Annotated in this window: 19 protein-coding genes and 1 pseudogene; 8 read left to right on the forward strand and 12 right to left on the reverse strand. The window is 33.0% G+C overall.

Annotated elements, in window-relative coordinates:
* A pseudogene (locus EV143_RS06500) lies at positions 1-293 on the reverse strand (T9SS type A sorting domain-containing protein); the annotation flags it as partial.
* Between the two features lie 295 nt (positions 294-588).
* Positions 589-894 (reverse strand): hypothetical protein, encoded by a 306-nt coding sequence (locus EV143_RS06505; protein ID WP_059115897.1) that lies wholly within the window; start codon positions 892-894, stop codon positions 589-591.
* 644 nt (positions 895-1,538) lie between these two features.
* On the opposite strand from EV143_RS06505, the gene EV143_RS06515 reads away from it, so the two are divergent.
* On the forward strand, positions 1,539-2,027 hold the full coding sequence (locus EV143_RS06515; RefSeq protein WP_133507171.1) for a DUF1761 domain-containing protein: 489 nt from the start codon (positions 1,539-1,541) through the stop codon (positions 2,025-2,027).
* Positions 2,028-2,145: 118 nt separating this feature from the next.
* The gene (locus tag EV143_RS06520; RefSeq protein ID WP_133507172.1) at positions 2,146-3,294 is read left to right on the forward strand and encodes a GNAT family N-acetyltransferase; all 1,149 of its coding nucleotides are present in this window, start codon (positions 2,146-2,148) and stop codon (positions 3,292-3,294) included.
* A 49-nt stretch (positions 3,295-3,343) separates the two neighbouring features.
* Here EV143_RS06520 and EV143_RS06525 read toward each other — a convergent pair whose 3' ends face one another.
* Entirely contained in the window at positions 3,344-4,213 is an 870-nt protein-coding gene (locus EV143_RS06525; protein WP_133507616.1) for a diacylglycerol/lipid kinase family protein, read from the reverse strand.
* 63 nt (positions 4,214-4,276) lie between these two features.
* Here EV143_RS06525 and EV143_RS06530 point away from each other — a divergent pair, with 63 nt between their 5' ends.
* A complete protein-coding gene (locus EV143_RS06530; RefSeq protein ID WP_133507173.1) occupies positions 4,277-5,242 on the forward strand; it encodes an App1 family protein in 966 nt (321 codons plus the stop codon).
* A gap of 344 nt (positions 5,243-5,586) precedes the next feature.
* On the opposite strand, the gene EV143_RS06535 is transcribed toward EV143_RS06530, so the two are convergent.
* The gene (locus EV143_RS06535; protein ID WP_133507174.1) at positions 5,587-7,500 is read right to left on the reverse strand and encodes an ABC-F family ATP-binding cassette domain-containing protein; all 1,914 of its coding nucleotides are present in this window, start codon (positions 7,498-7,500) and stop codon (positions 5,587-5,589) included.
* A 74-nt stretch (positions 7,501-7,574) separates the two neighbouring features.
* On the opposite strand from EV143_RS06535, the gene EV143_RS06540 reads away from it, so the two are divergent.
* Entirely contained in the window at positions 7,575-7,958 is a 384-nt protein-coding gene (locus EV143_RS06540; RefSeq protein ID WP_133507175.1) for a DUF983 domain-containing protein, read from the forward strand.
* Here EV143_RS06540 and EV143_RS06545 read toward each other — a convergent pair.
* From EV143_RS06545 to topA, 8 genes are all read right to left on the reverse strand, one after another.
* The gene (locus tag EV143_RS06545) at positions 7,939-9,012 is read right to left on the reverse strand and encodes an NAD(P)/FAD-dependent oxidoreductase (RefSeq protein WP_133507176.1); all 1,074 of its coding nucleotides are present in this window, start codon (positions 9,010-9,012) and stop codon (positions 7,939-7,941) included. The genes EV143_RS06540 and EV143_RS06545 overlap by 20 nt on opposite strands.
* Positions 9,013-9,089: 77 nt before the next feature.
* On the reverse strand, positions 9,090-10,079 hold the full coding sequence (gene porN, locus EV143_RS06550) for a type IX secretion system ring subunit PorN/GldN (RefSeq protein ID WP_133507177.1): 990 nt from the start codon (positions 10,077-10,079) through the stop codon (positions 9,090-9,092).
* 351 nt (positions 10,080-10,430) lie between these two features.
* Positions 10,431-11,420: a type IX secretion system ring subunit PorN/GldN gene (gene porN / locus EV143_RS06555; RefSeq protein ID WP_133507178.1), complete on the reverse strand. Its 990-nt coding sequence runs from the start codon at positions 11,418-11,420 to the stop codon at positions 10,431-10,433.
* Between the two features lie 44 nt (positions 11,421-11,464).
* Positions 11,465-13,006 carry a type IX secretion system motor protein PorM/GldM gene (gene porM, locus EV143_RS06560; protein WP_133507179.1) on the reverse strand — a complete coding sequence of 514 codons (1,542 nt, stop codon included), beginning with the start codon at positions 13,004-13,006 and terminating at the stop codon, positions 11,465-11,467.
* Positions 13,007-13,060: 54 nt separating this feature from the next.
* The gene (porL, locus tag EV143_RS06565) at positions 13,061-13,708 is read right to left on the reverse strand and encodes a type IX secretion system motor protein PorL/GldL (protein WP_133507180.1); all 648 of its coding nucleotides are present in this window, start codon (positions 13,706-13,708) and stop codon (positions 13,061-13,063) included.
* 66 nt (positions 13,709-13,774) lie between these two features.
* Positions 13,775-15,172, reverse strand: a complete 1,398-nt coding sequence (gene porK / locus EV143_RS06570; protein ID WP_133507181.1) for a T9SS ring complex lipoprotein PorK/GldK — start codon at positions 15,170-15,172, stop codon at positions 13,775-13,777.
* 263 nt (positions 15,173-15,435) lie between these two features.
* Positions 15,436-16,587, reverse strand: a complete 1,152-nt coding sequence (locus EV143_RS06575) for a formimidoylglutamase (RefSeq protein WP_133507182.1) — start codon at positions 16,585-16,587, stop codon at positions 15,436-15,438.
* Between the two features lie 3 nt (positions 16,588-16,590).
* Positions 16,591-19,107 carry a type I DNA topoisomerase gene (gene topA, locus EV143_RS06580; RefSeq protein WP_133507183.1) on the reverse strand — a complete coding sequence of 839 codons (2,517 nt, stop codon included), beginning with the start codon at positions 19,105-19,107 and terminating at the stop codon, positions 16,591-16,593.
* A gap of 360 nt (positions 19,108-19,467) precedes the next feature.
* On the opposite strand from topA, the gene EV143_RS06585 reads away from it, so the two are divergent.
* The 4 genes from EV143_RS06585 (at position 19,468) to EV143_RS06600 (ending at position 23,736) form a co-directional block, all read left to right on the forward strand.
* A complete protein-coding gene (locus EV143_RS06585) occupies positions 19,468-19,842 on the forward strand; it encodes a DUF6150 family protein (RefSeq protein ID WP_133507184.1) in 375 nt (124 codons plus the stop codon).
* Positions 19,843-19,976: 134 nt separating this feature from the next.
* A complete protein-coding gene (gene miaB / locus EV143_RS06590) occupies positions 19,977-21,422 on the forward strand; it encodes a tRNA (N6-isopentenyl adenosine(37)-C2)-methylthiotransferase MiaB (RefSeq protein ID WP_133507185.1) in 1,446 nt (481 codons plus the stop codon).
* A 77-nt stretch (positions 21,423-21,499) separates the two neighbouring features.
* The gene (locus EV143_RS06595) at positions 21,500-22,459 is read left to right on the forward strand and encodes a hypothetical protein (RefSeq protein WP_133507186.1); all 960 of its coding nucleotides are present in this window, start codon (positions 21,500-21,502) and stop codon (positions 22,457-22,459) included.
* A gap of 20 nt (positions 22,460-22,479) precedes the next feature.
* The gene (locus tag EV143_RS06600; RefSeq protein ID WP_133507187.1) at positions 22,480-23,736 is read left to right on the forward strand and encodes a sigma-54 interaction domain-containing protein; all 1,257 of its coding nucleotides are present in this window, start codon (positions 22,480-22,482) and stop codon (positions 23,734-23,736) included.
* Positions 23,737-23,819: the final 83 nt, after the last annotated feature.

Here is a 23,819-nt window from a genome sequence, read left to right on the forward strand (position 1 = left end):
ATGCTTTGTAGTAAGTCAAAACCGCTTCCTCCAATACTTTTCTGCCAGTCAAGATCTCCTTTTTCGTTCATTTTCCAGATCCAATAATCCAGGTCTCCGTGGTTATCATCATTTTTATTTCCTGTTTTATTAGAAAGGGAGCTTCCTGCCAAAATAAAACCGTAATCGGCTGTGGGCTGCGCATCAAAAAGGTAGTCTGCGTGCTGTCCTCCATATGATTTTTCCCAAAGAATATCCTGGCAGTAAGTAAAAAAGGGCAATAAAATAAGAAGTAATAGGTAAAGTTTTTTCATAAGCGTATTTGATGATAAAGTTTTGGTTTAGTATAGATTTGCGCGCAAATCTAAATATCTAATCTGTTAAAACTTTACGGCTTTCCTCATTTTGGAATATTTTTTTTAAAATCTATTAGTCAAACTATAAAATCAATCTAAGTCAAATTAAAAAAACCTCCAAAATCTATTTATTTGAAGGTTTGTTCTTATGTTTATGATAAAAAAAATCATTTAAATATTTCATTTAAAACAAAAAAAAGACCATTTCCCAAAAGGAAACAGTCTTTATATATTTTAAATTTACATTTAAAGCTTACGCCATAAACAAAGCATATTTATTATAGTTGAATAAAACCAAATCATAAGGCACTAATTTTGGTGCTATTTTCTCTGAAGATTCGTTGAATTTAATTCCGTTATGCTTTCTGAATAAGTAGATTTCTTTTAAGCAATTCGACAAACTTTGGTGAATTGATGTGGTAAAAGTCGGTAATTGTTTATCTCCAACCAATAAATCAATTTGATAATTAGAACTGCTTTTAGAAAGGTTGTTTCCAATAATTCTTATCGTAAATGTTGTAGATTTTCCGTATTGTTCACCCTGATACTGTACTACCATAATTTTAGTATTTAAGTTTTTAAGTTTTTAATTGTTTTTTCACCACTCAACTCTTTCTTGCCGAATTCAAAATTAAAGTTATGAAAAAAAGTAAATTGTTTTACAAACTGATCTTAAAATATCAATTCGGCACAAAGTTAACATAATTTATAGTTACTCATATTAAATTCATTCGAAACTTTACAGCATAAAAAAAACCGTATAATTACGGTTTTAATAATTAACTGATAGTAACTTTAATTCATAAGCATTATTCATTTTTGGTTATTATTATGGCTTCTTTTTCAGTATTTATTCCTAATAAAAATGGATTTCCGTTTTCGTCAAACATAGTCATATTTAAAGCGTGTAGTAAAGTTAAATCTTTAGAAACGCTTCCTTTAAAATGATTATAAGAAAGATTTATTTTAGATAAATTATGTATTTTTCTAATTCTTTCGGAATTTCTCCTTCAAAATTATTATTAAACAAAGATTTGGGGTTGTTGTAAACTGTAAAATTATAAATTTTATAGACATTCAGCACAAAATGTCGACAAACTGTTAATAAGTAAATATTTAATACTATTTTTATTACTTTTATAAAAATATATGGTTAACTTTTTTTGATTAAATTTGAATAACTAATTATAAAAACCTCATAATATGGAAATTAACTTTATTGCATTACTACTTGCAGGAATTGTCACACTTGTAGTTGGTTTTATTTGGTATCATCCAAATGTTTTTGGAACGATCTGGATGAAGGAAAACAACCTGACTCAGGAAGAGCTTAAAACTGGAAACATGCTTAAAATTTTTGGATTAACGTATGTTTTTTCTTTGATGATAACAATGACATTAATGTCGTTAACAATTCATCAATCCGGAGCTGTCGGAATGGTTGGCGGTCCACCTTTGTTAGCAGATGCAAAACCTTCGTTTGCTGCTTTCATGGCTGATTATGGAACGGCTTATCGTACATTTAAGCATGGAGCACTTCATGGCTTTTTGTCGGGTCTCTTTTTTGCTTTTCCGGTAATTGGTATCAATTCTTTATTTGAAAGAAAATCCTGGAAATATATTTTGATTCACGCGGGATTTTGGATTGTTACTTTGACTTTAATGGGCGGAATCATTTGTGGATTTGCCTAAAAAAATTATAAACAAAACCCGTTTGAACTGAAACCTCAAACGGGTTTTCTTAATAATAACTTAAACCAGACGAGTTATTATAAATATTATCTAATTTTGAAGAAATTAGCTCACACTTTTGACTACAACTTATTCTTTCGAAATATACAATAGCGCATCATTACTACCTTTAGAATGGAATTCGCTTGCAACTGAAAATATTTTTTTGACACGGGAATATCTCGAAGTCCTTGAAAAGTCTTCGCCAATAAATATGATTTGTCATTTTATTGGAATTTTTGACGAAGAGGAAAAACTTATTGGAATTGTTTTAACCCAATTTTTATTTGCAGAAAAACTCGAATCTTTTGGAGAACGCGATCAATGCTTAAAAACTTCTGTCCGTAATTTTGCTTTTAAAAATTTTGCTTCGCACGTATTGTTCGTCGGAAACAATATGCTAACAGGACAAAATGCTTTTGCTTTTGATAAAACAATAAATGAATCAAAAGGAATTAAAACGCTTCATAAAGCCATTAATCAGCTTAAAAAAGATTTAAAGGCAAATGGAAAAAAAGTTCACATAACCAGCATAAAAGATTTTACAGCAACAGAAATTGAACCGTTGCAAGCTGAATTTAAAAACAATTATACGTTTTCGACGCAGCCCAATATGATTTTTGAAATCAATGATAATTGGAAAACTGAACAGGATTATATTGATGCTTTGTCAAAAAAATATCGTGATCAATACAAACGTGCCAGAAAGAAAGCCGAAGGAATCGAAAAACAAAAAATGGCTTTGTCTGACATTCAACAATATGAAGATGTTATTTACGATTTATATTTTCATGTGGCTAAAAATGCGCCTTTCAATACTTTTTTCTTAGCCCGAAATCATTTTAGCTTTTTTAAAGAAATCATGAAAGATGATTTTCTTTTTTATGGTTATTTTTTAAACGGAGAACTAATTGGTTTTAACACGCTTATCAAAAACGGAAATGTAATGGATACTTATTTTCTGGGTTACAATGAAGGTATTCAGCGCGAGAAAATGTTATATTTAAATATGCTGTACGACATGATTGCCTATTCTATAAATCAAGGGTTTAAGGAAATCGTTTTTGCCAGAACTGCACTCGAAATTAAAAGTTCTGTTGGCGCAAAACCTGTAAAAATGTACGGTTTAATTACACATACCAATGCGCTGATCAATCATAATATTGCTCGTTTCTTTAATTATCTCGAACCTAAAATGGATTGGCAGGAACGAAATCCTTTTAAATAATAGCTTTGACAAGGTTTAGAACTTTATCAAAGCATTATTATAGCGCTTTTTAAGGAACAGCAATCTTCATTTGTTTGTGCAGGATATTAATTTCTAACGAAGTCTGAGCGCCGCAATATTCACCATCAATTTGAAAATTAACCGGAGCATTTGTTTTTACAGTCGCTTTATCTGTCGAAATAATTACGATATCTTCTGAATCTATGGGCATGTTTCCTGTAATGATTTTTCCGAGCAGGAAAATATCAAGGCTTTTCAGAATTACCAATTCAAATTTACCATCGTTCATTGTACCATGCGGATTAATAATTACTCCGGTTCCGTATTTTTGAGAATTGGCAATCACAACTATTCTTGCCGTATGTTCAACAGTTTGATTATTGGCTGTAATTGTGGCTGTAAAAGGCTCATCTGAATCTTTCAAAGTTGTATAGGCCTGCAATGCATAACCCCAAAAACCGCGCATATTACTTTCCTCATAATTTTTCACCAAATCGGCATTGATACCAATATCGCTTAAATGAATACTTTTTTTGCCGTTGATGCAAATCATATCCATCTCGATAAAACGATTTGAAAATGCAATTTTCAAATTTTCTTCAATCGTAACGGGTAAATTTAAGTCAACAGAAAGCCCGTTTGCGCTTCCTGCAGGCAAAATACCAATGATTACATCATGATGTTCCACAGCTTCGGCAACCATTTTTATGGTTCCATCGCCTCCGGCTACGATAATTCGTTCAGGCAGGTGCTTATTATATAGTGATTGTATCTGATGCTCATCTCGTTCGCCAGTAGTTTCGTAAACTACTAAATTAAAATGGTTTGTGGTCGCAAACTCTTCTACGCTAGCAATTAAATCTGATTTATCCAGATCTCCCGAAATAGGATTTACAACAAAAATGATATTCTTTTTCAACATTTTATTTTTAATACCGATTAAAATAATTAATTTACAGTCTCCTATAAAAATACACAATTAATGAAACCAATCCTACAATTATATCGCGGTTATGCTAATCAACAAGAATTAATTGTGATGGGACATGTTTTTAAGAGAACTTATGATTATGATTTTCAGAAAAAAAACTTTAAAAACGCTACTTCCGTAATTAATCAGTTTAGGATACAAACTATTAAAAATTATGATGTTTATCTTAAGTGTGGAAATCAGGAAATTATTCACTCTAAAACATTAGACGATGGTTATTTTAAATTTTGTATTCCGCTCGAAAAAGAATCTAATTTTGGGTGGATGGAATATGAAGTCAGTTTAAAATATGAGGGAGAAACCATCATTTCTAAAGGCAGTTTTATAAGGCCTCACCAAGGAAATCTGGGAATTATATCTGATATTGATGATACTTTTTTGATTTCGCATACTCGTAATGTTTTCAAGAAAATGTACATTCTTTTGTTTAAAAATGTGAATGACAGAAAGGTATTTAAAGATGTTGTTCCGCATTATCAGGCCCTAAGTTCTGCCGGAAGAAACAATAAGGAAGAGGAAAATGCTTTTTTTTATATCTCGAGCAGTGAATGGAATTTATATGGATTTATTGTAAAGTTTACCAAAATGCACCAATTACCTCGAGCTGTTATTTTATTGAAAGATATAAAACGAGGGATTACTGATTTTTTTATGAGCGGAAGAGGAAATCACGATCATAAATTTGAGAAGATCAAACACGTATTAGAATTTTATCCTAATCTTAAATATGTTTTATTGGGAGATGATTCTCAACACGATCCGATTTTGTATGAGCGAATTTGCAAAATTTTTCCCGTTACGGTTATTGCTGTTTACATAAGACAAACAGGAAGAGCTCAAAAACCTGAAGTCGAAAAAATCATGAAAAACATGGAAACGCTTGACGTATCTGTTTGTTACTTTAAAGACAGCAGCGAAGCAATTATGCACTCAAAATCTATTGGGATTATTAAGTGATTTCTAGTTTTGTTATTTCGACCGAAGGGAGAAATAACACTCGGAATTCGACAAAGATTCATGAGTTTCTTTATGGAGTTTCTAGTGTGATTTCTCCTCCGTCGAAATGACACACTAGGCCTTTATATCGTTACGATTAATTGTGCAGAAAACCTGAAACTTAAAACAAAAAAAAACTCTAAACTCGATTTCCTAGCCCAGATTGAAGTGAAAGCCCGGAGCAAAAAAAATTGCATTTCTTGTTAAAAAAAAGCGACTGAAAGAAGCTCTTTTTGCAACATTAGAAATGCATTTTTTTTGTGAGGACTTGTAACGAAAAGCTGGATTAGCTCCTGAAAATTATCTTATGCGTTGAAATTATCTATCTCTTCCTGAACAACTTCCCAATCTAAAAGTAATTGATCAAGGTCTTTTTTCTTTTTCTTGTAAGCGGTGAAAAAAGACGCATCTTCTATATGTTTATCGTAACTCGAAGCCAACAATTTATCGTCGTGCTGAATGTCTCTTTCTAATTGCTTGATTTGGCTTTCGACTTTACTTAATTTGTTCTGCAGCGATTTTCCTTTTTTCTGATCTTCGTATGAAGTTTTGTTGTTTTCTTTTGGAGCAGCAGCTTTGGCAACATCTTTTTTCTCAACTTCACGCATATTTTCAAGGTTGCGTTGTTCTAAGAAATAGTTGATATCGCCTAAATATTCTTTTATTTTTTGATCTTTAAATTCATAAACGATATTCGACATACCTACAAGGAAATCTCTATCGTGAGACACCAATAATAAAGTTCCGCCAAATTTTTGAAGAGCAGCCTTTAAAACGTTCTTAGATTTGATATCTAAGTGGTTGGTAGGCTCATCCATTAGCAAAACGTTAATTGGCTGTAATAACAATTTACAAAGCGCCAAACGGTTACGTTCTCCACCTGAAAGTACTTTTACTTTTTTCTCGACATCATCACCGCGGAATAAGAACGAACCTAACATATCACGAACTTTTGAACGGTTGGTATCTGTTGCGGCGTCTTCCATAGTTTGCAGCAATGTAATTTCTCCGTCAAGATATTCTGCCTGATTTTGAGCAAAATAACCTAACTGTACATTGTGACCCAATTTAATATTACCTTGGTATTCAAATTCATTTACTATGGCTTTGATAAAGGTTGATTTTCCCTGACCGTTTTGACCAACAAATGCAATTTTACTACCACGTTCTACCAGTAGATCAATATCTTTTAAGATAACTTTATCTCCGTAAGCTTTTGTTACGTGCTCAGCTTCTACTACAACTCTTCCAGGTTCTTTTGATACCGGAAAAGAAATATTCATAACAGAATTGTCGTCTTCATCAACTTCAATTCTTTCGACTTTATCTAATTTTTTAATCAACGATTGCGCCATCGAAGCTTTTGAAGCTTTTGCACGGAATTTTTCGATTAATTTTTCTGTTTCTTCAATTTTCTTTGCCTGATTCTTTTGAGTTGCTAATTGCTTTTCACGAATTTCATGACGCAATTCTAAATATTGAGAATAGGGTTTATTAAAATCGTATGCTTTTCCTAAAGAGATTTCGATTGTACGATTCGTAACGTTATCTAAAAACATTTTATCGTGCGATACAATCACTACAACTCCAGGATAATTACGAAGGAAACTCTCTAACCAAATGATACTTTCGATATCCAGGTGATTGGTTGGCTCATCCAGAAGCAATACATCATTTGCTTGCAATAATAATTTAGCCAACTCGATACGCATTCTCCAACCTCCAGAAAATGTTTCGGTTTGGTTGTTAAAAACTTCCCTTTTAAAACCTAGACCTAAAAGAATTTTCTCTGTATCTCCAACATAATTATAACCTCCAAGAAGTTCAAAACGATGTGTGTAATCAGATAAATCTTCAATGATCTGGCTGTATTCTTCACTTTCATAATCGGTTCTGGTTACCAATTGATGATTGATTTGTTCTAATTTTTTTTCAACAATTTTAATATCTGTAAAAGCTTCGTAAGCTTCTTCAAGAACGGTTCTACCTTGTTCAAAATCGATGTCCTGACGCAAGAAACCCATTCTTACTTCTTTCTCAGTAGCGATTTGCCCGGAATCCGGTTTAAAATCTCCGGCCAGAATTTTTAGCATTGTTGATTTTCCTGCACCGTTTTTTCCGACAAGTCCTACTCGATCACCAGCTCCCAGACGAAAAGTTACTTCTTCAAACAAATAAGAACCTCCGAAAGAAACCGATAAATTATGTATATTAAGCATGTATTGTTATTTTATAACTAATTGATTATGTAAATTTACACTCCCGAATTAATGGGAATATTAATTTTTTGCAAATGTTAAAAAAAGGATCCAAACTAAATAGTATTTTAACAGGAAGTTGTCCAAAATGTCAAAATGAGAGCATGTATTCGGACAAAAATCCTCTTCACTTGACTAAAGTTCTCAAAATGAATGAGAATTGTAGTCACTGTGGATTAAAATATCAAATTGAACCTTCCTTTTTTTACGGCGCAATGTATGTAAGTTACGGACTAAATGTTGCCGTTGGAATTGCTGCTTTTATTGTTTCGTTTGTCTTTTTAAAAGCAACAATTGGAGAATCGTTTATAGCAATCGTCATTACGCTGATTCTATTATTTCCATTTGTTTTAAGACTTTCCAGAAATTTATATATTAATATGTTTGTTTCTTATGATCCTAAGGCCGGTCTAAAATAAGCGTTTTTAAATATTTTTTATGAAATCGCTGAATATCAATTTCAGGATCTAAAGGAATTTCATTTTCAATTTTATCAAATAAAGCTTTTGCCATCGCTGGTCCAAGCATTACACCTCGAGTTCCTAATCCGTTAAGAATATGCAATGCTTTACGTTCATGATGAGTACCAATCAAAGGTCTTCTGTCCTTAACTGTTGGGCGAACGCCTCCAAAATGTTTTACAATTTCAAAATCGCAATTCAGAATTTCTTTAATTCGCTCTAAAAGTTCCTGTTTTCCTCCTTCAGTAGGTGCATCTGTTTTATCCTGCCAGTTGTATGTTGCTCCTACTTTAAATAAATGACCGCCTAATGGCAATATAAAAACACTTGTATTTATAATAACATCCAGGTTTAAATCCGGTGCTTTAATGATAAACAATTCCCCTTTTGTTCCATCCAAAGGCAAGTAATTAAAGAAAGGGTTTTTATGCAGTCCAAAACCTTCTGCAAAAATAATATGACGTGCCTGAATGTTTTTGTATTGAATTCCATAATCAAAAAACTCAATATAACCGGAATCAAAAAATTCTTCCAGCAATAAATTATTTTTCAGTAAATATTCTTTGTAAGTATCTAATAACAAAGCTGTATCCACATAACCTGTATGCAAGACTTCTCCATAATCGTATGGTGAATCAATACCATTATATTTTTTAGGAATTAATTTTGTAGATAGAAAAGGCGCTAAGTTCTTTTTGTCTGAAGCTGCAAACCAATTATTTTGTTCTTCTATTGAGAAAAATTTCCTGAGAATAGGGAGTTTGAAATTAAATCTGGTCTGTAGTTTATCTTCTATTTGATTGTAAAATTCGTCCATTAAAACCAATTGTTCTTCCGCTTTCCAAACTTCGCTAAAGCGTTTTAAAATTACAGGATTATACAAACCGCCAGCCACTTTTGATGAAACTTGCGATTTATTATCAATCAGTAAAATAGATTTATTGTTTTTAAGGGCGATCTCAGCAAATGAAATTCCAGCCAATCCAGATCCGACAATTAAATAATCAATCATTTTTTGCAAATAATAAATAAAGAAAAACTCTTACTACAAAGGTAATAAGAGTTTTTGTTATAATGTGATATGGCAACTTAGTAGTTCCACATATCTTGTTCGAAATTTCGGATTTTCTCTTTCACTCTTTCCGATTCTAATAACTGATTTTGTGCATTATCTTTCATGTAATCTTTAATCTCACGATCTCCATACATATTTTCCTCTTTATAGATAATAGCATTAAAATGTCTTGAATTTAATATTTGATCGAAAGAAATGGGTTGTGCAGAATTGACATCGTTAAAGGCTTTTGCTTCGTGTAGAACTTCTCGGGCATTCGGGAAGAAAACCCAGAATAATTCGATATAATCCTTTTCGTCTTCATTCATAGTATAAACGTCCGGAGTTACAGGGCAAATTCCGAGTAAACGATATTTCAACTCACTCTGGCGTTTGTCAAAATACCAATATCCTTTAATTTTGTATTGTGTAACATCTGCAGCAGTAAGATCTTGCTTCAGAATATACTCTGCAGGAATCGTTCTGGTTGGTCCTACTGTCTGATCAACATAACTCACAACTTTCTTTTTACCAGTTCCGGTAACTACTTTTTTCTTAACAATACGTGTCCTGTAATCATCAGGATATTGATTGATTAACTCTCTACCGGCATCTGTGGTATCAACGCGAGATAATGAACCCTGAATATCTTTCAAAGATTTTTTAGTATTGAAATAACTATCCGAATACACTTCTGATATTCTGCCATTTCTAATAGCTTTCGTCAAAACATCGTAAAGTGATCTTCTATCAGAACCAATATTAGCCGTATCTACCGGAAAATATAGTGGGAAATTGATTTTTTCATTCAAATCTATAATCTCCCATGTAGTTTTCCCCATCAATACATCTCTATCATCTATATAACCGTAAGCCAATGGCTTATCGTTATCAGAAATCTGCTGTGCAGCGGTCTTAAGCCCTATCTGATCGGCTGTTTTTGCATTAAGCAAATTTGATTGAGCACTGGATATAAAACAACCAGCAATACAAACAATAACTATTAAAAAACTTTTCACTTTCATTGTAATACTTTTTATATTAAACAAAACGCAGTTCTTATTTATTTATTGTTATTTTTCCTACATTTTTTTAAAATTAAGTAATTGACAATTTAATTTTAGAATCAAACTAATTTCTTCTTAGTAATTCAATGGTTCTAAGATAGTATCGACTTGAAATATTTAAGAAGAACAATAATCTGTAGTTGTCAATCTACTTTTGATAGTTTTTAAAATCATAACTACATTTCATTTCAGAATTACAGAAAGTATCAAAAATTTGTAGAATATATTTTAAAGGCGTAGTAGGTAAAATAAAAAAAACTCTTACTACAAAGGTAGTAAGAGTTTTTGATATAATTGTAATACAGGTACTTAGTAGTTCCACATATCTTGTTCGAAATTACGGATTTTCTCTTTTACTCTTTCCGATTCTAACAATTGGTTTTGTGCATTGTCTTTCATGTATTCTTTGATCTCACGATCTCCGTACAAGTTTTCTTCTTTGTAAACAATAGCATTAAAACGTCTAGAATTCAAAATTTGATCGAAAGAAATTGGTAATGCTGAATTGCTGTCATTAAAAGCTTTTGCTTCGTGCAATGCAGCTCTTGAATTTGGATAGAAAATCCAAAACAATTCAATATAATCCTTTTCGTCACTATTCATAGTATAAACGTCCGGAGTTACAGGACAAATTCCAAGTAAACGATATTTCAACTCACTTTGACGTTTGTCAAAATACCAGTATCCTTTAATTTTGTATTGTGTAACGTCTGCAGAAGTAAGATCTTGTTTCAAGATATACTCAGCCGGAACTGTTCTTGTTGCTCCTACAGTCTCATCAACATAAGTTACAACTTTCTTTTTACCAGTACCAGTAACTACTTTTTTCTTCACAACATGTGTTTTGTAGTCATCAGGATATTGATTGATTAACTCTCTACCAGCATCTGTTGTATCAATACGAGATAATGAACCTTGAATGTCTTTCAAAGATTTTTTAGTATTGAAATAACTATCAGAATACACTTCAGTTATTTGGCCATTTTTCATAGCTTTCGTCAAAACATCATATAAAGAACGTCTGTCAGAACCAATATTAGCTGTATCTACTGGAAAATACAAAGGAAAGTTGATCTTTTCATTCAAATCGATGATCTCCCAAGTAGTTTTCCCCATCAATACATCTCTATCATCTACATAACCATAAGCCAATGGCTTATCATTATCTGAGATAAGCTGTGCAGGAGTCTTAAGTCCTATCTGCTCAGGTGTTTTTGCGTTAAGCAAATTAGATTGCGCATTAGAAGCGAATCCGCCTGCGATAGAAACAATCGCTATTAAAAAATTTCTTACTTTCATCGTGGTATCATTATAAGATATTGAACGTAGTTTTACCTACTTTATTATTGTATTTCGTAAATTACCGGAGCAGTTCTTGGTAATAAATAACTACCAGCTCCAACAAGTTTAGTTTTAATTTCAGAAATAGTAACCTGATCTCCTTTTCCAGCTCTTGAAAGAATTTGTTTACATTGTGCATTTAATCTGTTACCAGAAACAACAACTGTAGGTTGTCCAGTTACTTTTAAGTTAAATCCAACAACATCTAAACCAACTTCAAAATCAAAATCAAGTAATTTAGCACCAATAGTAGCAATCTCTAAGTTTGATTTAGGTCCTTTAACAACACCCATCTCACCTCTAATTGTTCCTGTTGGCCCAGGAATACCTTTAATTCTAAATGTTTTCTTATCTGTAACTTTATCTCCGTTTGGCAATGTTCCAGTAACTGCAATTGTAGCTTCTGTTCCTTGACCCGGGCTCATGTTATATTTACCTGGTTTACCAGCAGATACTAATCCTGGAGCACTTGCTGCAATTTTGTTAGCATCAACTCCAGCGAAAGATACAGAGATTGGGTTAACAACACCTCTATAAACAACATTCATTTTATCAGCAGAAATAGTAGCTGAATTAGGTCTTGGTACTACAACGTAAGTTCCAGCAAATTTAAGTGGAATGTTTTTACCATCTTCTAAGAATGTAAATTGACCATTAATGTTTTGCTCTCCAACACCTCCGGCAGTTAATGAAATAACCGCTTGTCCGTTGATAATTTGTCCAGGACCTTGGAATGAAGTAGGTTTAGTGTTTTCGTCATAACGACCTAAAACTACCTTACCAGTTACTTTCTCTCCTTGGAAATAAGCATTTTTATCTAAAACAACAATCGCTTGGTAATTACTATAAGAAGCAGCAGCAACCGCAGCTTTTCCTAAAGCACTGTTATAAACATCAGTTTCTGCTTTTTTAACGTCATTTTGCCAAGCTGAAAGTTTTGCAGCTGAAGCAATAGCAGGAAAACCTTTAAAGTGATATGCTAAGTAGTTTTCTTTTATACCTTCTTTGTTTTTTACATCAGAAACGTCAAATTTCTTTTCAATCTCTGCTATAATGTTTGCATACTTTTTATCTGTTCCTAAAGCAGCTTTTAAATCTGCTTTGTATTTTTGAATTTTAGCGATAATTTCGTTACCTTTTTTAGTGTAACCGTCTCCTGTAAACCAGTCGTCGATATTATCTCCTCTATCCATTGCTTCGTAAGGCAATTTTCCAGTTTCTTTTTCTACTTCGAAACCTTTGATAGACTGAGCTTTTAAAGTACCAATATAATCATAAAATTCTTTTGAGATTGATTCTACTTTGTGAGCCGTAACTGCAGCAGTTGCGAATTCTCCTTTTGCTTCAGCAGCTTTTTGATCTAAAGATTGTAGTAATGAAGTATTTGTTTCAACTGAAGAAGTATTTGATGCTTCAAATTTTTCATTCATCAAACCGAAAGCAGAAATAACTTCTTTCGATACGTTCATTGCTAACATTGCGATGAAAACCAGATACATCAGGTTAATCATCTTCTGTCTAGGGGTTAATTTTCCTCCTGCCATTTTATTTTGTAATTAGTTCTTATTAATAAATTTAATATAATAGTTAAAAACTAATTATCCTTTGTTACTCATTGCAGAAAGCATACCACCGTAAACATTGTTTAAAGAAGCAATGTTTGCAGTCATAGATTGCATTTGCTCTTTTAATTTAGATGCGTTATCAGCAATTTCTTTATTAGCTTCAGCATTTCTTGAAGCACTTTCTAATTGAACTTTGTATAAACTGTTTAATGATTCCATTTGAGCAGCAGCCATAGATAATTCTTCGCTATATTTTTTAGTAGAAGCGATAGAATCTACAGTAGGAGCAATTCCTTTAGCAGCTGATTCGAAATTTTTAATGCTGTTTCCTAAGCTTGACATTAACTCACCGTCAATTTTAGCTTCTTTCAACATTACGTCTAATTTTTGAGATAATAATCCTTGAGCATCAGATGGAGTCTCAACTTTATCTGCTTTTTGTCTAGCTTGTCCGTTAGCTAATTCAGGGTAAACAAGTGTCCAGTCTAATTCGTCTTCTACTGGTTCGAAAGCAGAAAGGGCAAAGATTAACGCTTCAGTTAACAATCCCACAGAAAGCATTACAGTACCTGTTAATGGTCCAATTTCAAAGTGAGTAATTTTGAATAATGCTCCTACGATTACCACTGCCGCTCCCATACCATAAGCGAAATTCATTGCTTTTTTACTTAATAATGCCATAATAATTTTTTTTTAGGTTTTAATTTGAAATAGATTCGATTTGGTTATTGATTTAATTTAATTTACTTACTTTTTCTTTTTTCCGGTTACCTGAGTTCCCATATAATCTTGTACGGTTCTGAAACCAATGTAACTTCTTGCAGAATCTGCATATTCGTGATCACGTGTGCTTACCTGTAGGAAATAAGCAACATCTTTCCAAGATCCTCCACGAACCACTTTTCTTTGATTGTTTCCGTCAATTACGTTTGGATTCATTGTAGAAACATATTCGTATGCATTTGGATTGTAAGCTGAATCTGTCCACTCTGAAACGTTTCCTGCCATGTTATATAATCCGTATCCGTTTACTTCATATGATTTTGCTTCAACAGTATATAATGCTTCATCAGCAGCATAATCTCCTCTGCTTGGTTTGAAGTTTGCTAAGAAACAACCTCTGTCACTTTTAGTGTAAGGACCACCCCAAGGATATGTAGCAGATTCCAGACCTCCTCTTGCAGCATACTCCCATTCTGCCTCTGTTGGCAATCTGAAAGCATTTACTAAGTCACGTCCTTTTTTCTTTGATTTAATGTAGCTATTTTTATTTAAGGTTCTCCATGCACAGAATGCTTTTGCTTGTTTCCAAGTAACACCTACTACAGGATAATCTCCGTAAGCTTTGTGCCAGAAATAATCATTATGCATTGGCTCATTATATGAATAAGAGAAATCTTTAATCCAAACTGTTGTGTCAGGATAAATTGGCACTTGTTCCGTTTTTACGAAGTCTTTTCTTTTTCCAACTTTAGCTTTTGCTGCAGCCTGAATGTCCATCCAAGAATAACGGAATTTCAATTTATTTACATCAACTGTTCTTAAACCATTGTATGATTCTTCAATTGGTAAATACATAGAGTCCATTACTTCAGAATAATACTCGTCCGGATAAGCTTTAGTATCTTTAATTAACTTAACTTTTTTGTTTAGTTTTCTACCAGCATAAGGATCATCTTTTGTTCCTACACTATAGTAGTTATCATACATATACTTATCATATGCCGTCATTTTATCTGGCTCAGAATCGTTAAATGCATAATCAGAAATGCTACCAGCTTTTTTACCTTTACCATCTCCTGTACTTTTTTGTCCAGTTTCATCGGCCAAAATAGCTAAACGAACTCTCATTGTAGAGTCTTTTACCCATTCTACGAACTGACGATACTCACTGTTAGTGATTTCGGTTTCATCCATATAAAATGAACGAACTGTTACAGTTTTAGTAGGAGCATCTTCAACATTAGCTAAATCAGCATCTGATTTACCCATGATAAATGACCCACCTGGAACCAAAGTCATTCCATATGGCTTTTCGGGATGCCATTTCCCTCCTGTAACACCAACTAACTCACCTTTGTCACCTGACTTACCACAGCCGATTACTAGTGTTAACATTGCTGCAAATGCAATAAACTTCTTCATATAAATTTGGGATTATCTATTCATTATTATAAGTCCGTAAACGTATTTATTATTTATTAAAAAAACAACACTACTCACGAAATTTATTTCACCGTTCAAAAATAATGTTAAATAAAATAAAAAAAAAATATTTTGTCGATAAACTAACATGAAAAATCGACGTAAAACGTTAAATTTTATATTTTATAAACCTTATCTTACTAAATTTATTTAACAATTTATTAATAATTATTGATATTTTGAATTTTAGTTAAAATTCTGTTTTACAAAGCGTTTTTTCTTTGTGCTTTCCACCATCTTTCTGGCAATTCTTGGTTACAAGCGCACAAATATTCGTCATAAGAACAGGGTAATAACGTATTTCTTTTCAATTTATTATGACCGTTTGAAACGAATGGAATTTCAATCCACCAACGTTCAGTCTTGTCACTTTTATAGAATATCAATTCTTCTTCTTCTAACGGAACAATATACTTTAAATAGTTCGTTCTGCTTCCAAAAGGATATTCCTTAGAACGATAATGATACCCTTCTACAAAGTACCACACTATTTGAGCAATCATAGCCGATTCATGTGCTGTACTATTATGATTGAAGATTCCAATTGAGGAAATTTTATCACTAATTCCGGCATATCTTGCTAATGAGCAAATCTCTTTTCCATTGAAACCATTTGGTTCAAAAGAAACAGTATTACCTGAATCTGAAGACTTTACCGAATTTAAATCGATACTTACCAAATCAGCATCCCTGAAAACAGGTTCTGCCAAAGCTATTTTGTTTGAAATTTCTCCTAAACGATAGGCATCAAAAAATAACTTTTCAATCAAATCAATCTCTTCCTGCGAATTATAATAGGTTTGATAGCCAATATTACAATAATTAAACAGATTATTAGGCTCATCAATGATGATTTTTGTTAAATAAGAATTGGCAGAAACCGTTTCATTCTCTTTTCCAAAATCGAATCTGTTATCTACAGAAACCATATTCACCATTTGCTCTAAATCGTCATAAGCTCTATATAAAGCGTATGTCAAATCCTGAGAACCTCCCAGGACTATAGGAATCACTTTATTCTTAATTAAAGCAGCTGTTACTTTTTTAAGTGCAAAATAAGTATCCTCTACAGAATCACCTGCCAGAATATCTCCTAAATCTGCAATTGAAGCATCCCAGTTACCCGGAAACATACCGTAAAGTTTTTTACGAACAGCTGTAAGATTTACCTCATTTACAATTTCAATATTTCTACGATCTTCTAAAACACCTACAATAGCAATGTTAATTTTGCTGATATCCGGAAATTGATCCTGAGTATGCAAAACAACTTTGCTACCCAATTCTTGCGAAGACAATGAACTAATGAATTTTAAAATTCCGTCATTAACTGGTTCTAGAAAATCAAATTCCATTTTTTATTTCTTTTTAGCAGCTGTTTTTTTAGCTGGAGCTTTCTTAGCTGTTGTTGCTTTTTTCGCTGGTGTCTTTTTTGCCGGTGTTTTTTTGGCAATCATTTCCTGAACTTCAGCCAATGTCAGTTTTGTTGCATCAACATCTTTACTTAATTCAATTTTGATTTTACCTTTAGTAATAACCGAGCGTCCCCAACGTGCTTTTTCAACCAAAATTCCTTCTTCTTCCCAATTGTGAAGAACTTTATCTATATTTTTCTGTAATTTATCTTCAATTAGTTCTTCAACTTCTTGTTGTGATAAATTATCAAAATTGTATTTTTTACTTACATTGATAAAAATACTGTTCCATTTTATGAATGGACCAAAACGTCCCACACCTTTTTGAACAGCTTCTCCTTTATATACTGCGATTGGCGCATCAGCCAATGCTTTTTCATCAATTAATTCCTGAGCTCTTTCTTTAGAAACTCCAAGTGGATCTTCTCCTCTTGGTAATGAAATAAAAACACTTCCGTGACGCACATAAGGACCATAACGACCATTACTTACTTCTACTTCTTCTCCTTTATAATCACCTAAACTTTTTGGAAGTAAGAATAAATTTAAAGCGTCTTCAAGTGTAATGTTTCCGATATTTTGATCTGACATTAAACTCGCAAACTTTTTATCTTCATCATCTGCTTCTCCAATTTGAGCCATTGGTCCAAATTTTCCTAAACGAACAGAAACTTGTCTTCCATCAGCATCTTTACCAAGAATTCTTTCTCCGCTCTCACGTTCTGCATTAGCTTCAACCTCTTTTACATTAGGATGAAATTTATTGTAGAATTCCTGCATCATTACTGCCCAGTCAATATTTCCTTCAGCAATTTCATCAAAATCCTGCTCTACTTTTGCAGTAAAGTTATAATCCAGAATGTTTCCGAAGTTTTTTACTAAGAAATCTGTAACGATAGTTCCAATATCTGTTGGCACTAATTTACCTTTATCAGAACCTGTGTTTTCCTTCAATAGCTTCTCACCTACTTTACCTGTTTGCAAAGTAAGTTGTGTATAATTACGTTCCTGACCTTCAAGGGTTCCTTTTTCAACATAATTTCTGTTGATAATAGTAGAAATGGTTGGTGCATACGTAGACGGACGGCCAATTCCTAATTCTTCTAATTTCTTCACCAAAGATGCTTCTGTATAACGAGCCGGCGGTCTTGAATATCGTTCTGTAGCTGTAATATAGTTGTTAACTAATTTTTCATTTACTTTTAAGGCAGGCAACATTCCTTCTTGTTCTTCCTCGTCATCATCATGTCCTTCAAGATATACTTTTAGGAAACCTTCAAAAAGTAAAACTTCTCCTGAAGCTGTAAAAATTTCACCGTGATTATTCGCTTCAATTTTTACATTCGTTCTTTCTAATTGTGCATCACTCATTTGCGATGCCAATGTTCTTTTCCAGATCAAATCATACAAACGAGCCTGATCACGATCGATATTTACCGTGTGACGCGACATATCAGTCGGGCGAATTGCTTCGTGTGCTTCCTGTGCTCCTTTGCTTTTATTGGCAAAAGTTCTTGGCTTAGAAAACTCTTTCCCGTATGATTTTATGATTTCAGCTTCAGCAGCATCCATTGCATCTTTAGAAAGGTTTACACTATCAGTTCTCATATATGTAATAAGTCCTGCCTCGTATAAACGTTGTGCTAATTGCATTGTGATTCCAACTGGTAAATACAATTTTCTCGCTGCTTCTTGTTGCAGTGTAGAAGTTGTAAATGGTGCTGTTGGAGATTTTTTGGTAGGTTTAGTTTCTAAATCTGCTACCTTATATTGTGAACCGATGTTTTGTTTTAAGAAATCTTCGGCTTCTTTTTTAGTATTGAAATTTTTTGGCAATTTTGCTTTAAAAGCTTTTCCGGCTTCGTTTACAAACTCTGCAACAACAGAATAAGTTGCCACAGCATTGAAATTTTGAATTTCACGTTCTCTTTCTACAATCAAACGAACTGAAACTGATTGTACACGACCTGCAGAAAGTCCTCCTTTAATTTTTCTCCATAACACCGGAGATAATTCGTAACCTACCAAACGGTCTAAAACACGACGCGCTTGTTGTGCATTAACTAAATTATAATCAATTTCTCTTGGATTTTCGATTGCTTTAAGAATCGCTGACTTGGTAATTTCGTGGAAAACAATTCGTTTGGTTTTTTTAATATCAAGTTTTAATTCTTCCGCCAGGTGCCATGAAATAGCTTCACCCTCGCGGTCCTCATCACTTGCCAACCAAACCATTTCGGCATTTTTAGATAGTGTTTTTAATTTACTTACTAAAGCTTTTTTATCTGGAGAAACTTCATATTTAGGTTTAAATCCATTCTCAACATCTACTCCTATCTCTTTTGACGGTAAATCGGCTATGTGGCCATAACTAGACTCAACCTGAAAATCACTTCCTAGAAATTTCTCTATCGTTTTCGCCTTTGCAGGTGATTCCACTATTACTAAATTCTTTGCCATTGCTCTATTTTTCTGCAACAAAAGTATCTATTTTTTTTAAATATCAACCTTGATAACGCATTTTTGAGTTATTTTAATATTATGTTTCTAAAAATTGCAGATTTATCTGTAATCTGATCTATTATATATATAGGTATAATTTTTAATGATTTAATGGCCTATTATACCTATTAGTATTATAAAGCAAACCTAGAATTATACTTACAGTATTTATCCTTAGACACTTCAACTTTGAAAAACTGAACGTAAACTCACTTTAACATTAAATTCGTAATTCCTCAATTACGAGAAAATCTTATATTTGGTTTTACAAAAAACAATCTGCTTTATTTTCAGGAAAATTTTAAAAATGTAATATTTATGAAAAACACCTTCAATAAATTCCCAATTTTAAAAGTTCAAATTAGTAAACTCTATTTTTTAGCCATTATTGCTTTTACTTTTTCGGCAAAAGCTCAAAAAGTATATTCTGCTCAATATGCAAATCAAGCGGACGTAAAAGTTTTTATAACAGAATATGCTAATATTGCGGACCTAAAAGTCTATCGGGTAGGTCATAGCAATCAGGCTGGAAAAAATAACGGGAATTGGTTTTTTACAGAATATGAAAACCAAGCCGAGAAAAAAATATTTTTTACTCAATACGAAAATCAGGCTGACCTTAAAATATTTTACGTCGAGTATGCAAATCAGGCGGGTTGGAATGACGATTCGAAAAAGAAGTTTTTTGAATAACCCAGTGGTAATCTGATTTCTAAAAATCTGTGCTTACTCATCTATCAACATTTCTGAAAACATTGTTAATTCTTTGTCTGACATCTTGTCATATTTATACCTTTTGCGTTATCTTTGTACTTTGAAATTATACAATGGAAAAGATTATTGAAGAAAGCAAACAGGGCGAAAGTCTTGTTTTAGAAAATAAACCTGAGAATACAAAAAAGCTTTTTATTGAAAGTTACGGTTGTGCGATGAATTTTTCGGACAGTGAAGTCGTAGCTTCCATTTTATCAATAAACGGATATAATACTACACAAACCCTTGAAGAAGCCGACTTAGTTCTGGTAAATACCTGCTCGATTCGAGATAAGGCAGAACAGACTATTCGTAAACGTCTGGAAAAATATAATGCAGTAAAACGTATTAACCCGAAAATGAAAGTGGGCGTTTTGGGCTGTATGGCCGAGCGTTTGAAAAGTCAGTTTTTGGAGGAAGAAAAAATAGTCGATCTTGTTGTTGGTCCTGATGCTTACAAAGATCTGCCGAATTTATTAGCAGAAGTCGAAGAAGGCCGTGACGCCATAAATGTAATTTTATCGAAAGAGGAAACATACGGAGATATTTCGCCGGTTCGTTTGATGAGCAACGGAATTACGGCTTTGGTTTCGATCACGCGTGGTTGCGATAATATGTGTACGTTTTGCGTTGTGCCTTTTACACGCGGACGCGAACGCAGCCGTGAACCGCAAAGTATCATGAAGGAAATTCAGGATTTATGGGACAAAGGCTTTAAGGAAATTACTCTTTTAGGTCAAAACGTTGACAGTTACCTTTGGTACGGCGGCGGTTTGAAAAAAGATTTTGTAAGCGCTTCTGAAATGCAAAAAGCGACTGCAGTAGATTTTGATCAATTGCTTGAAATGGTTGCCGTTGGTTTCCCAAAAATGCGTATTCGTTTTTCGACTTCAAATCCTCAGGATATGCACGAAAGTATTTTACACGTTATTGCAAAATATCCAAATATCTGCAAGCATATTCACTTACCTGTTCAATCTGGAAGTGATCGAATTTTAAAAGAAATGAATCGCTTGCACACTCGTGAAGAATATATGACTTTGATTGATAAAATCAGGGCTATTATTCCGAATGCGTCGATTTCGCAGGATATGATCGCCGGTTTCCCAACAGAAACAGAACAAGATCATCAAGATACTATGAGTTTAATGGAATATGTAAAATATAATTTCGGTTATATGTATTCGTATTCTGAACGCCCTGGAACTTTGGCCGGAAGAAAAATGGAAGACGATGTTGCCGAAGAAACCAAAGCGAGAAGATTGCAGGAAATTGTCGACTTACAACAAAAGCATGCCTGGTTTAGAAGCGAAGAATTCGTTGGACAAGTTGTGGAGGTTTTAGTCGAAAAAGTGTCTAAAAAATCAACCGAAGAATTTTCAGGAAGAAATTCTCAAAGTATTACGGTTGTTTTTCCAAAAGAGAATTATAAAATTGGAGATTTCGTTAACGTAAAAATCACTAGCTGTACCAGCGGAACTTTGAAAGGTGAAGCGGTTGGGTATTCTGAAATGAATTAAGAAAATATTTCAAGTTTTCTTTGTAACTTGAAACTTTAAAGACATATACATAACAGTTTATTCCTATAATATTTACTATGAAAAAAATCATTATTATATTACTCTCATTATTTATTCTATCATGCTCAAATGATAACAATTCAGCTACTGAGTCTGAGAATGTAGAAGGAACTATATTGAAAAGTTACAAAGAAGACAGTCCTAATGGAAATATACATTTATTTGAAAATGAAGGTAGTAGATATGATAAAATAGTGTTTCCATCAGGAGAAATACTTATAAAATTCACTTACGACTCAAATAACAAAATGACAAAAATAACTGTGAGTCCTGATAGTTCCCCTGTTATAACTACTTTTACCTATAATGATAGTGGTCAAATTATTAAAATGGAAAAGGACACCAGAAATACCGGCACCGCAGGAAAACTTTTTGTCTGGTTATTCTCTTACAGTAATAATGTTGTGACTGGTGAATTAGTTTCTGACCAAGATCCAAACTTTAATCATGTCAAAGTTCAATATACTTTTAATAATGACGGATTACTTATTTCTAAACATGATTATGTTGATTATCCTGCTAAAGAAAATAGACCAATAAGAACAAACTCTTATCTTTCTTTGAAATATGATCAAAATAAAAACGTTGTTTTAATGAAAGTAACTGAAGATGGAACTCATGATTTGCCGGACAGTCCAACAAATGTATATACATATTCAATTACTTATGAATATGATAATAAAATTAATCCTGTGCATCAGATTTATATGAATCACTATATGAATTATATTTTAAGTAATGATTATCCATTTAATGTAGAAAGAGGCAGTTTTCAAGATAGAGTTACAGGAACAGGAACAAATAATTTAATAAAAACTACTTATCCAGAAGGCCAATATGGTGGAATACCTGTAGACAATGTTTATAAAAACATTTACAGTTATCAGTTAAACAACCTACCTATTAAAATGTCAAGAGTTTCAACTGCTGACAATAAAGAGTATGGTAGTCTGATTTATAATTATTCAGCCAAATAAAAACTTGAAACAAAAAATACATGGAAACAGTTCAAGCAATAAAACAACGATTTGAGATTATTGGAAATGATCCAAAATTAAATCGCGCCATTGAAAAAGCCATTCAGGTTGCGCCTACTGATATTTCGGTAATGGTAACTGGAGAAAGTGGAGTTGGTAAAGAGAATATTCCGAGAATAATACATTCGCTTTCGCACAGAAAGCATGGAAAATATATTGCTGTAAACTGTGGAGCAATTCCGGAAGGAACAATTGACAGTGAACTTTTTGGACACGAAAAAGGCGCTTTTACAGGTGCAACAAGCACACGTGAAGGTTATTTTGAAGTGGCTGACGGAGGAACAATTTTCCTTGATGAAGTTGGTGAATTGCCATTGACAACTCAGGTTCGTTTACTTCGTGTTTTAGAAAACGGAGAATTTATAAAAGTAGGTTCATCTCAGGTTCAAAAAACAAATGTTCGAATTGTGGCGGCTACGAATGTTAATTTATTCAATGCCATCGAAAAAGGGAAATTCCGTGAAGATTTATACTATCGTTTAACTACTGTCGAAATCACATTACCGCCTTTGCGTGAACGAAACGAAGACATTCATTTATTGTTTAGAAAATTTGTTGCTGATTTTGCGCATAAATACAAAATGCCGCCGTTAAAGTTAGATGATGATGCGGTTCAGCTTTTACAAAAATTCAGATGGAACGGAAACATTCGTCAGTTGCGAAATGTTGCTGAACAAATTTCGGTTTTAGAAACCAATCGCGATATTACACTTGCCACTTTACGATCGTATTTACCAACCGAAGGAAGCAATTTGCCATCTGTAATTAGCGATAAGAAAAAAGAAAGTGATTTTAGTACGGAAAGAGATATTTTGTATAAAGTCCTTTTTGATATGAAAAGTGATTTGAACGACTTGAAAAAACTTACTTTAGAGTTAATGAAAAATGGAAGTTCGAAAGTGCAGGATATTAATCCGAATTTAATTCAGAAAATATACGGTTCACAAGAAAATGACAGCGAAATAGATTTTGAAGAAGAACCAAGAACTGCTGTTATAACGCCTGCAACGCGCGAAGATAATTACCAGATACAAGACGACAATTATTTGTTTGCCGAGACGATTGAAGAGGAAGAAATTTTACGTTTAGAACAAAAAGAAATCGAAATGATCAAAAAATCATTAGAAAAAAACAAAGGAAAACGAAAAGCTGCTGCTGACGAATTAGGTATTTCTGAAAGAACTTTATACCGCAAGATTAAACAATTCGATTTGTAGTTTTTCCATAAAAGACACTAAGACCCAAAAAGTTTTAAACGAAAATGAATATCTTTGATCCGAGCGTCAGCGAACTGGCGAAG

This window comes from Flavobacterium chryseum, assembly GCF_004362015.1.
GTDB lineage: Bacteria > Bacteroidota > Bacteroidia > Flavobacteriales > Flavobacteriaceae > Flavobacterium.

Bases quoted from the DNA above. Each gene is read 5' to 3' on its own strand.
- EV143_RS06505 (WP_059115897.1), bottom strand. From the start codon at position 894: ATGGTAGTACAGTATCAGGGTGAACAATACGGAAAATCTACAACATTT.
- EV143_RS06515 (WP_133507171.1), top strand. From the start codon at position 1,539: ATGGAAATTAACTTTATTGCATTACTACTTGCAGGAATTGTCACACTT.
- EV143_RS06530 (WP_133507173.1), top strand. From the start codon at position 4,277: ATGAAACCAATCCTACAATTATATCGCGGTTATGCTAATCAACAAGAA.
- EV143_RS06535 (WP_133507174.1), bottom strand. From the start codon at position 7,500: ATGCTTAATATACATAATTTATCGGTTTCTTTCGGAGGTTCTTATTTG.
- EV143_RS06540 (WP_133507175.1), top strand. From the start codon at position 7,575: ATGTTAAAAAAAGGATCCAAACTAAATAGTATTTTAACAGGAAGTTGT.
- EV143_RS06545 (WP_133507176.1), bottom strand. From the start codon at position 9,012: ATGATTGATTATTTAATTGTCGGATCTGGATTGGCTGGAATTTCATTT.
- porN (WP_133507177.1), bottom strand. From the start codon at position 10,079: ATGAAAGTGAAAAGTTTTTTAATAGTTATTGTTTGTATTGCTGGTTGT.
- porN (WP_133507178.1), bottom strand. From the start codon at position 11,420: ATGAAAGTAAGAAATTTTTTAATAGCGATTGTTTCTATCGCAGGCGGA.
- porM (WP_133507179.1), bottom strand. From the start codon at position 13,006: ATGGCAGGAGGAAAATTAACCCCTAGACAGAAGATGATTAACCTGATG.
- porL (WP_133507180.1), bottom strand. From the start codon at position 13,708: ATGGCATTATTAAGTAAAAAAGCAATGAATTTCGCTTATGGTATGGGA.
- porK (WP_133507181.1), bottom strand. From the start codon at position 15,172: ATGAAGAAGTTTATTGCATTTGCAGCAATGTTAACACTAGTAATCGGC.
- EV143_RS06575 (WP_133507182.1), bottom strand. From the start codon at position 16,587: ATGGAATTTGATTTTCTAGAACCAGTTAATGACGGAATTTTAAAATTC.
- topA (WP_133507183.1), bottom strand. From the start codon at position 19,107: ATGGCAAAGAATTTAGTAATAGTGGAATCACCTGCAAAGGCGAAAACG.
- EV143_RS06585 (WP_133507184.1), top strand. From the start codon at position 19,468: ATGAAAAACACCTTCAATAAATTCCCAATTTTAAAAGTTCAAATTAGT.
- miaB (WP_133507185.1), top strand. From the start codon at position 19,977: ATGGAAAAGATTATTGAAGAAAGCAAACAGGGCGAAAGTCTTGTTTTA.
- EV143_RS06595 (WP_133507186.1), top strand. From the start codon at position 21,500: ATGAAAAAAATCATTATTATATTACTCTCATTATTTATTCTATCATGC.
- EV143_RS06600 (WP_133507187.1), top strand. From the start codon at position 22,480: ATGGAAACAGTTCAAGCAATAAAACAACGATTTGAGATTATTGGAAAT.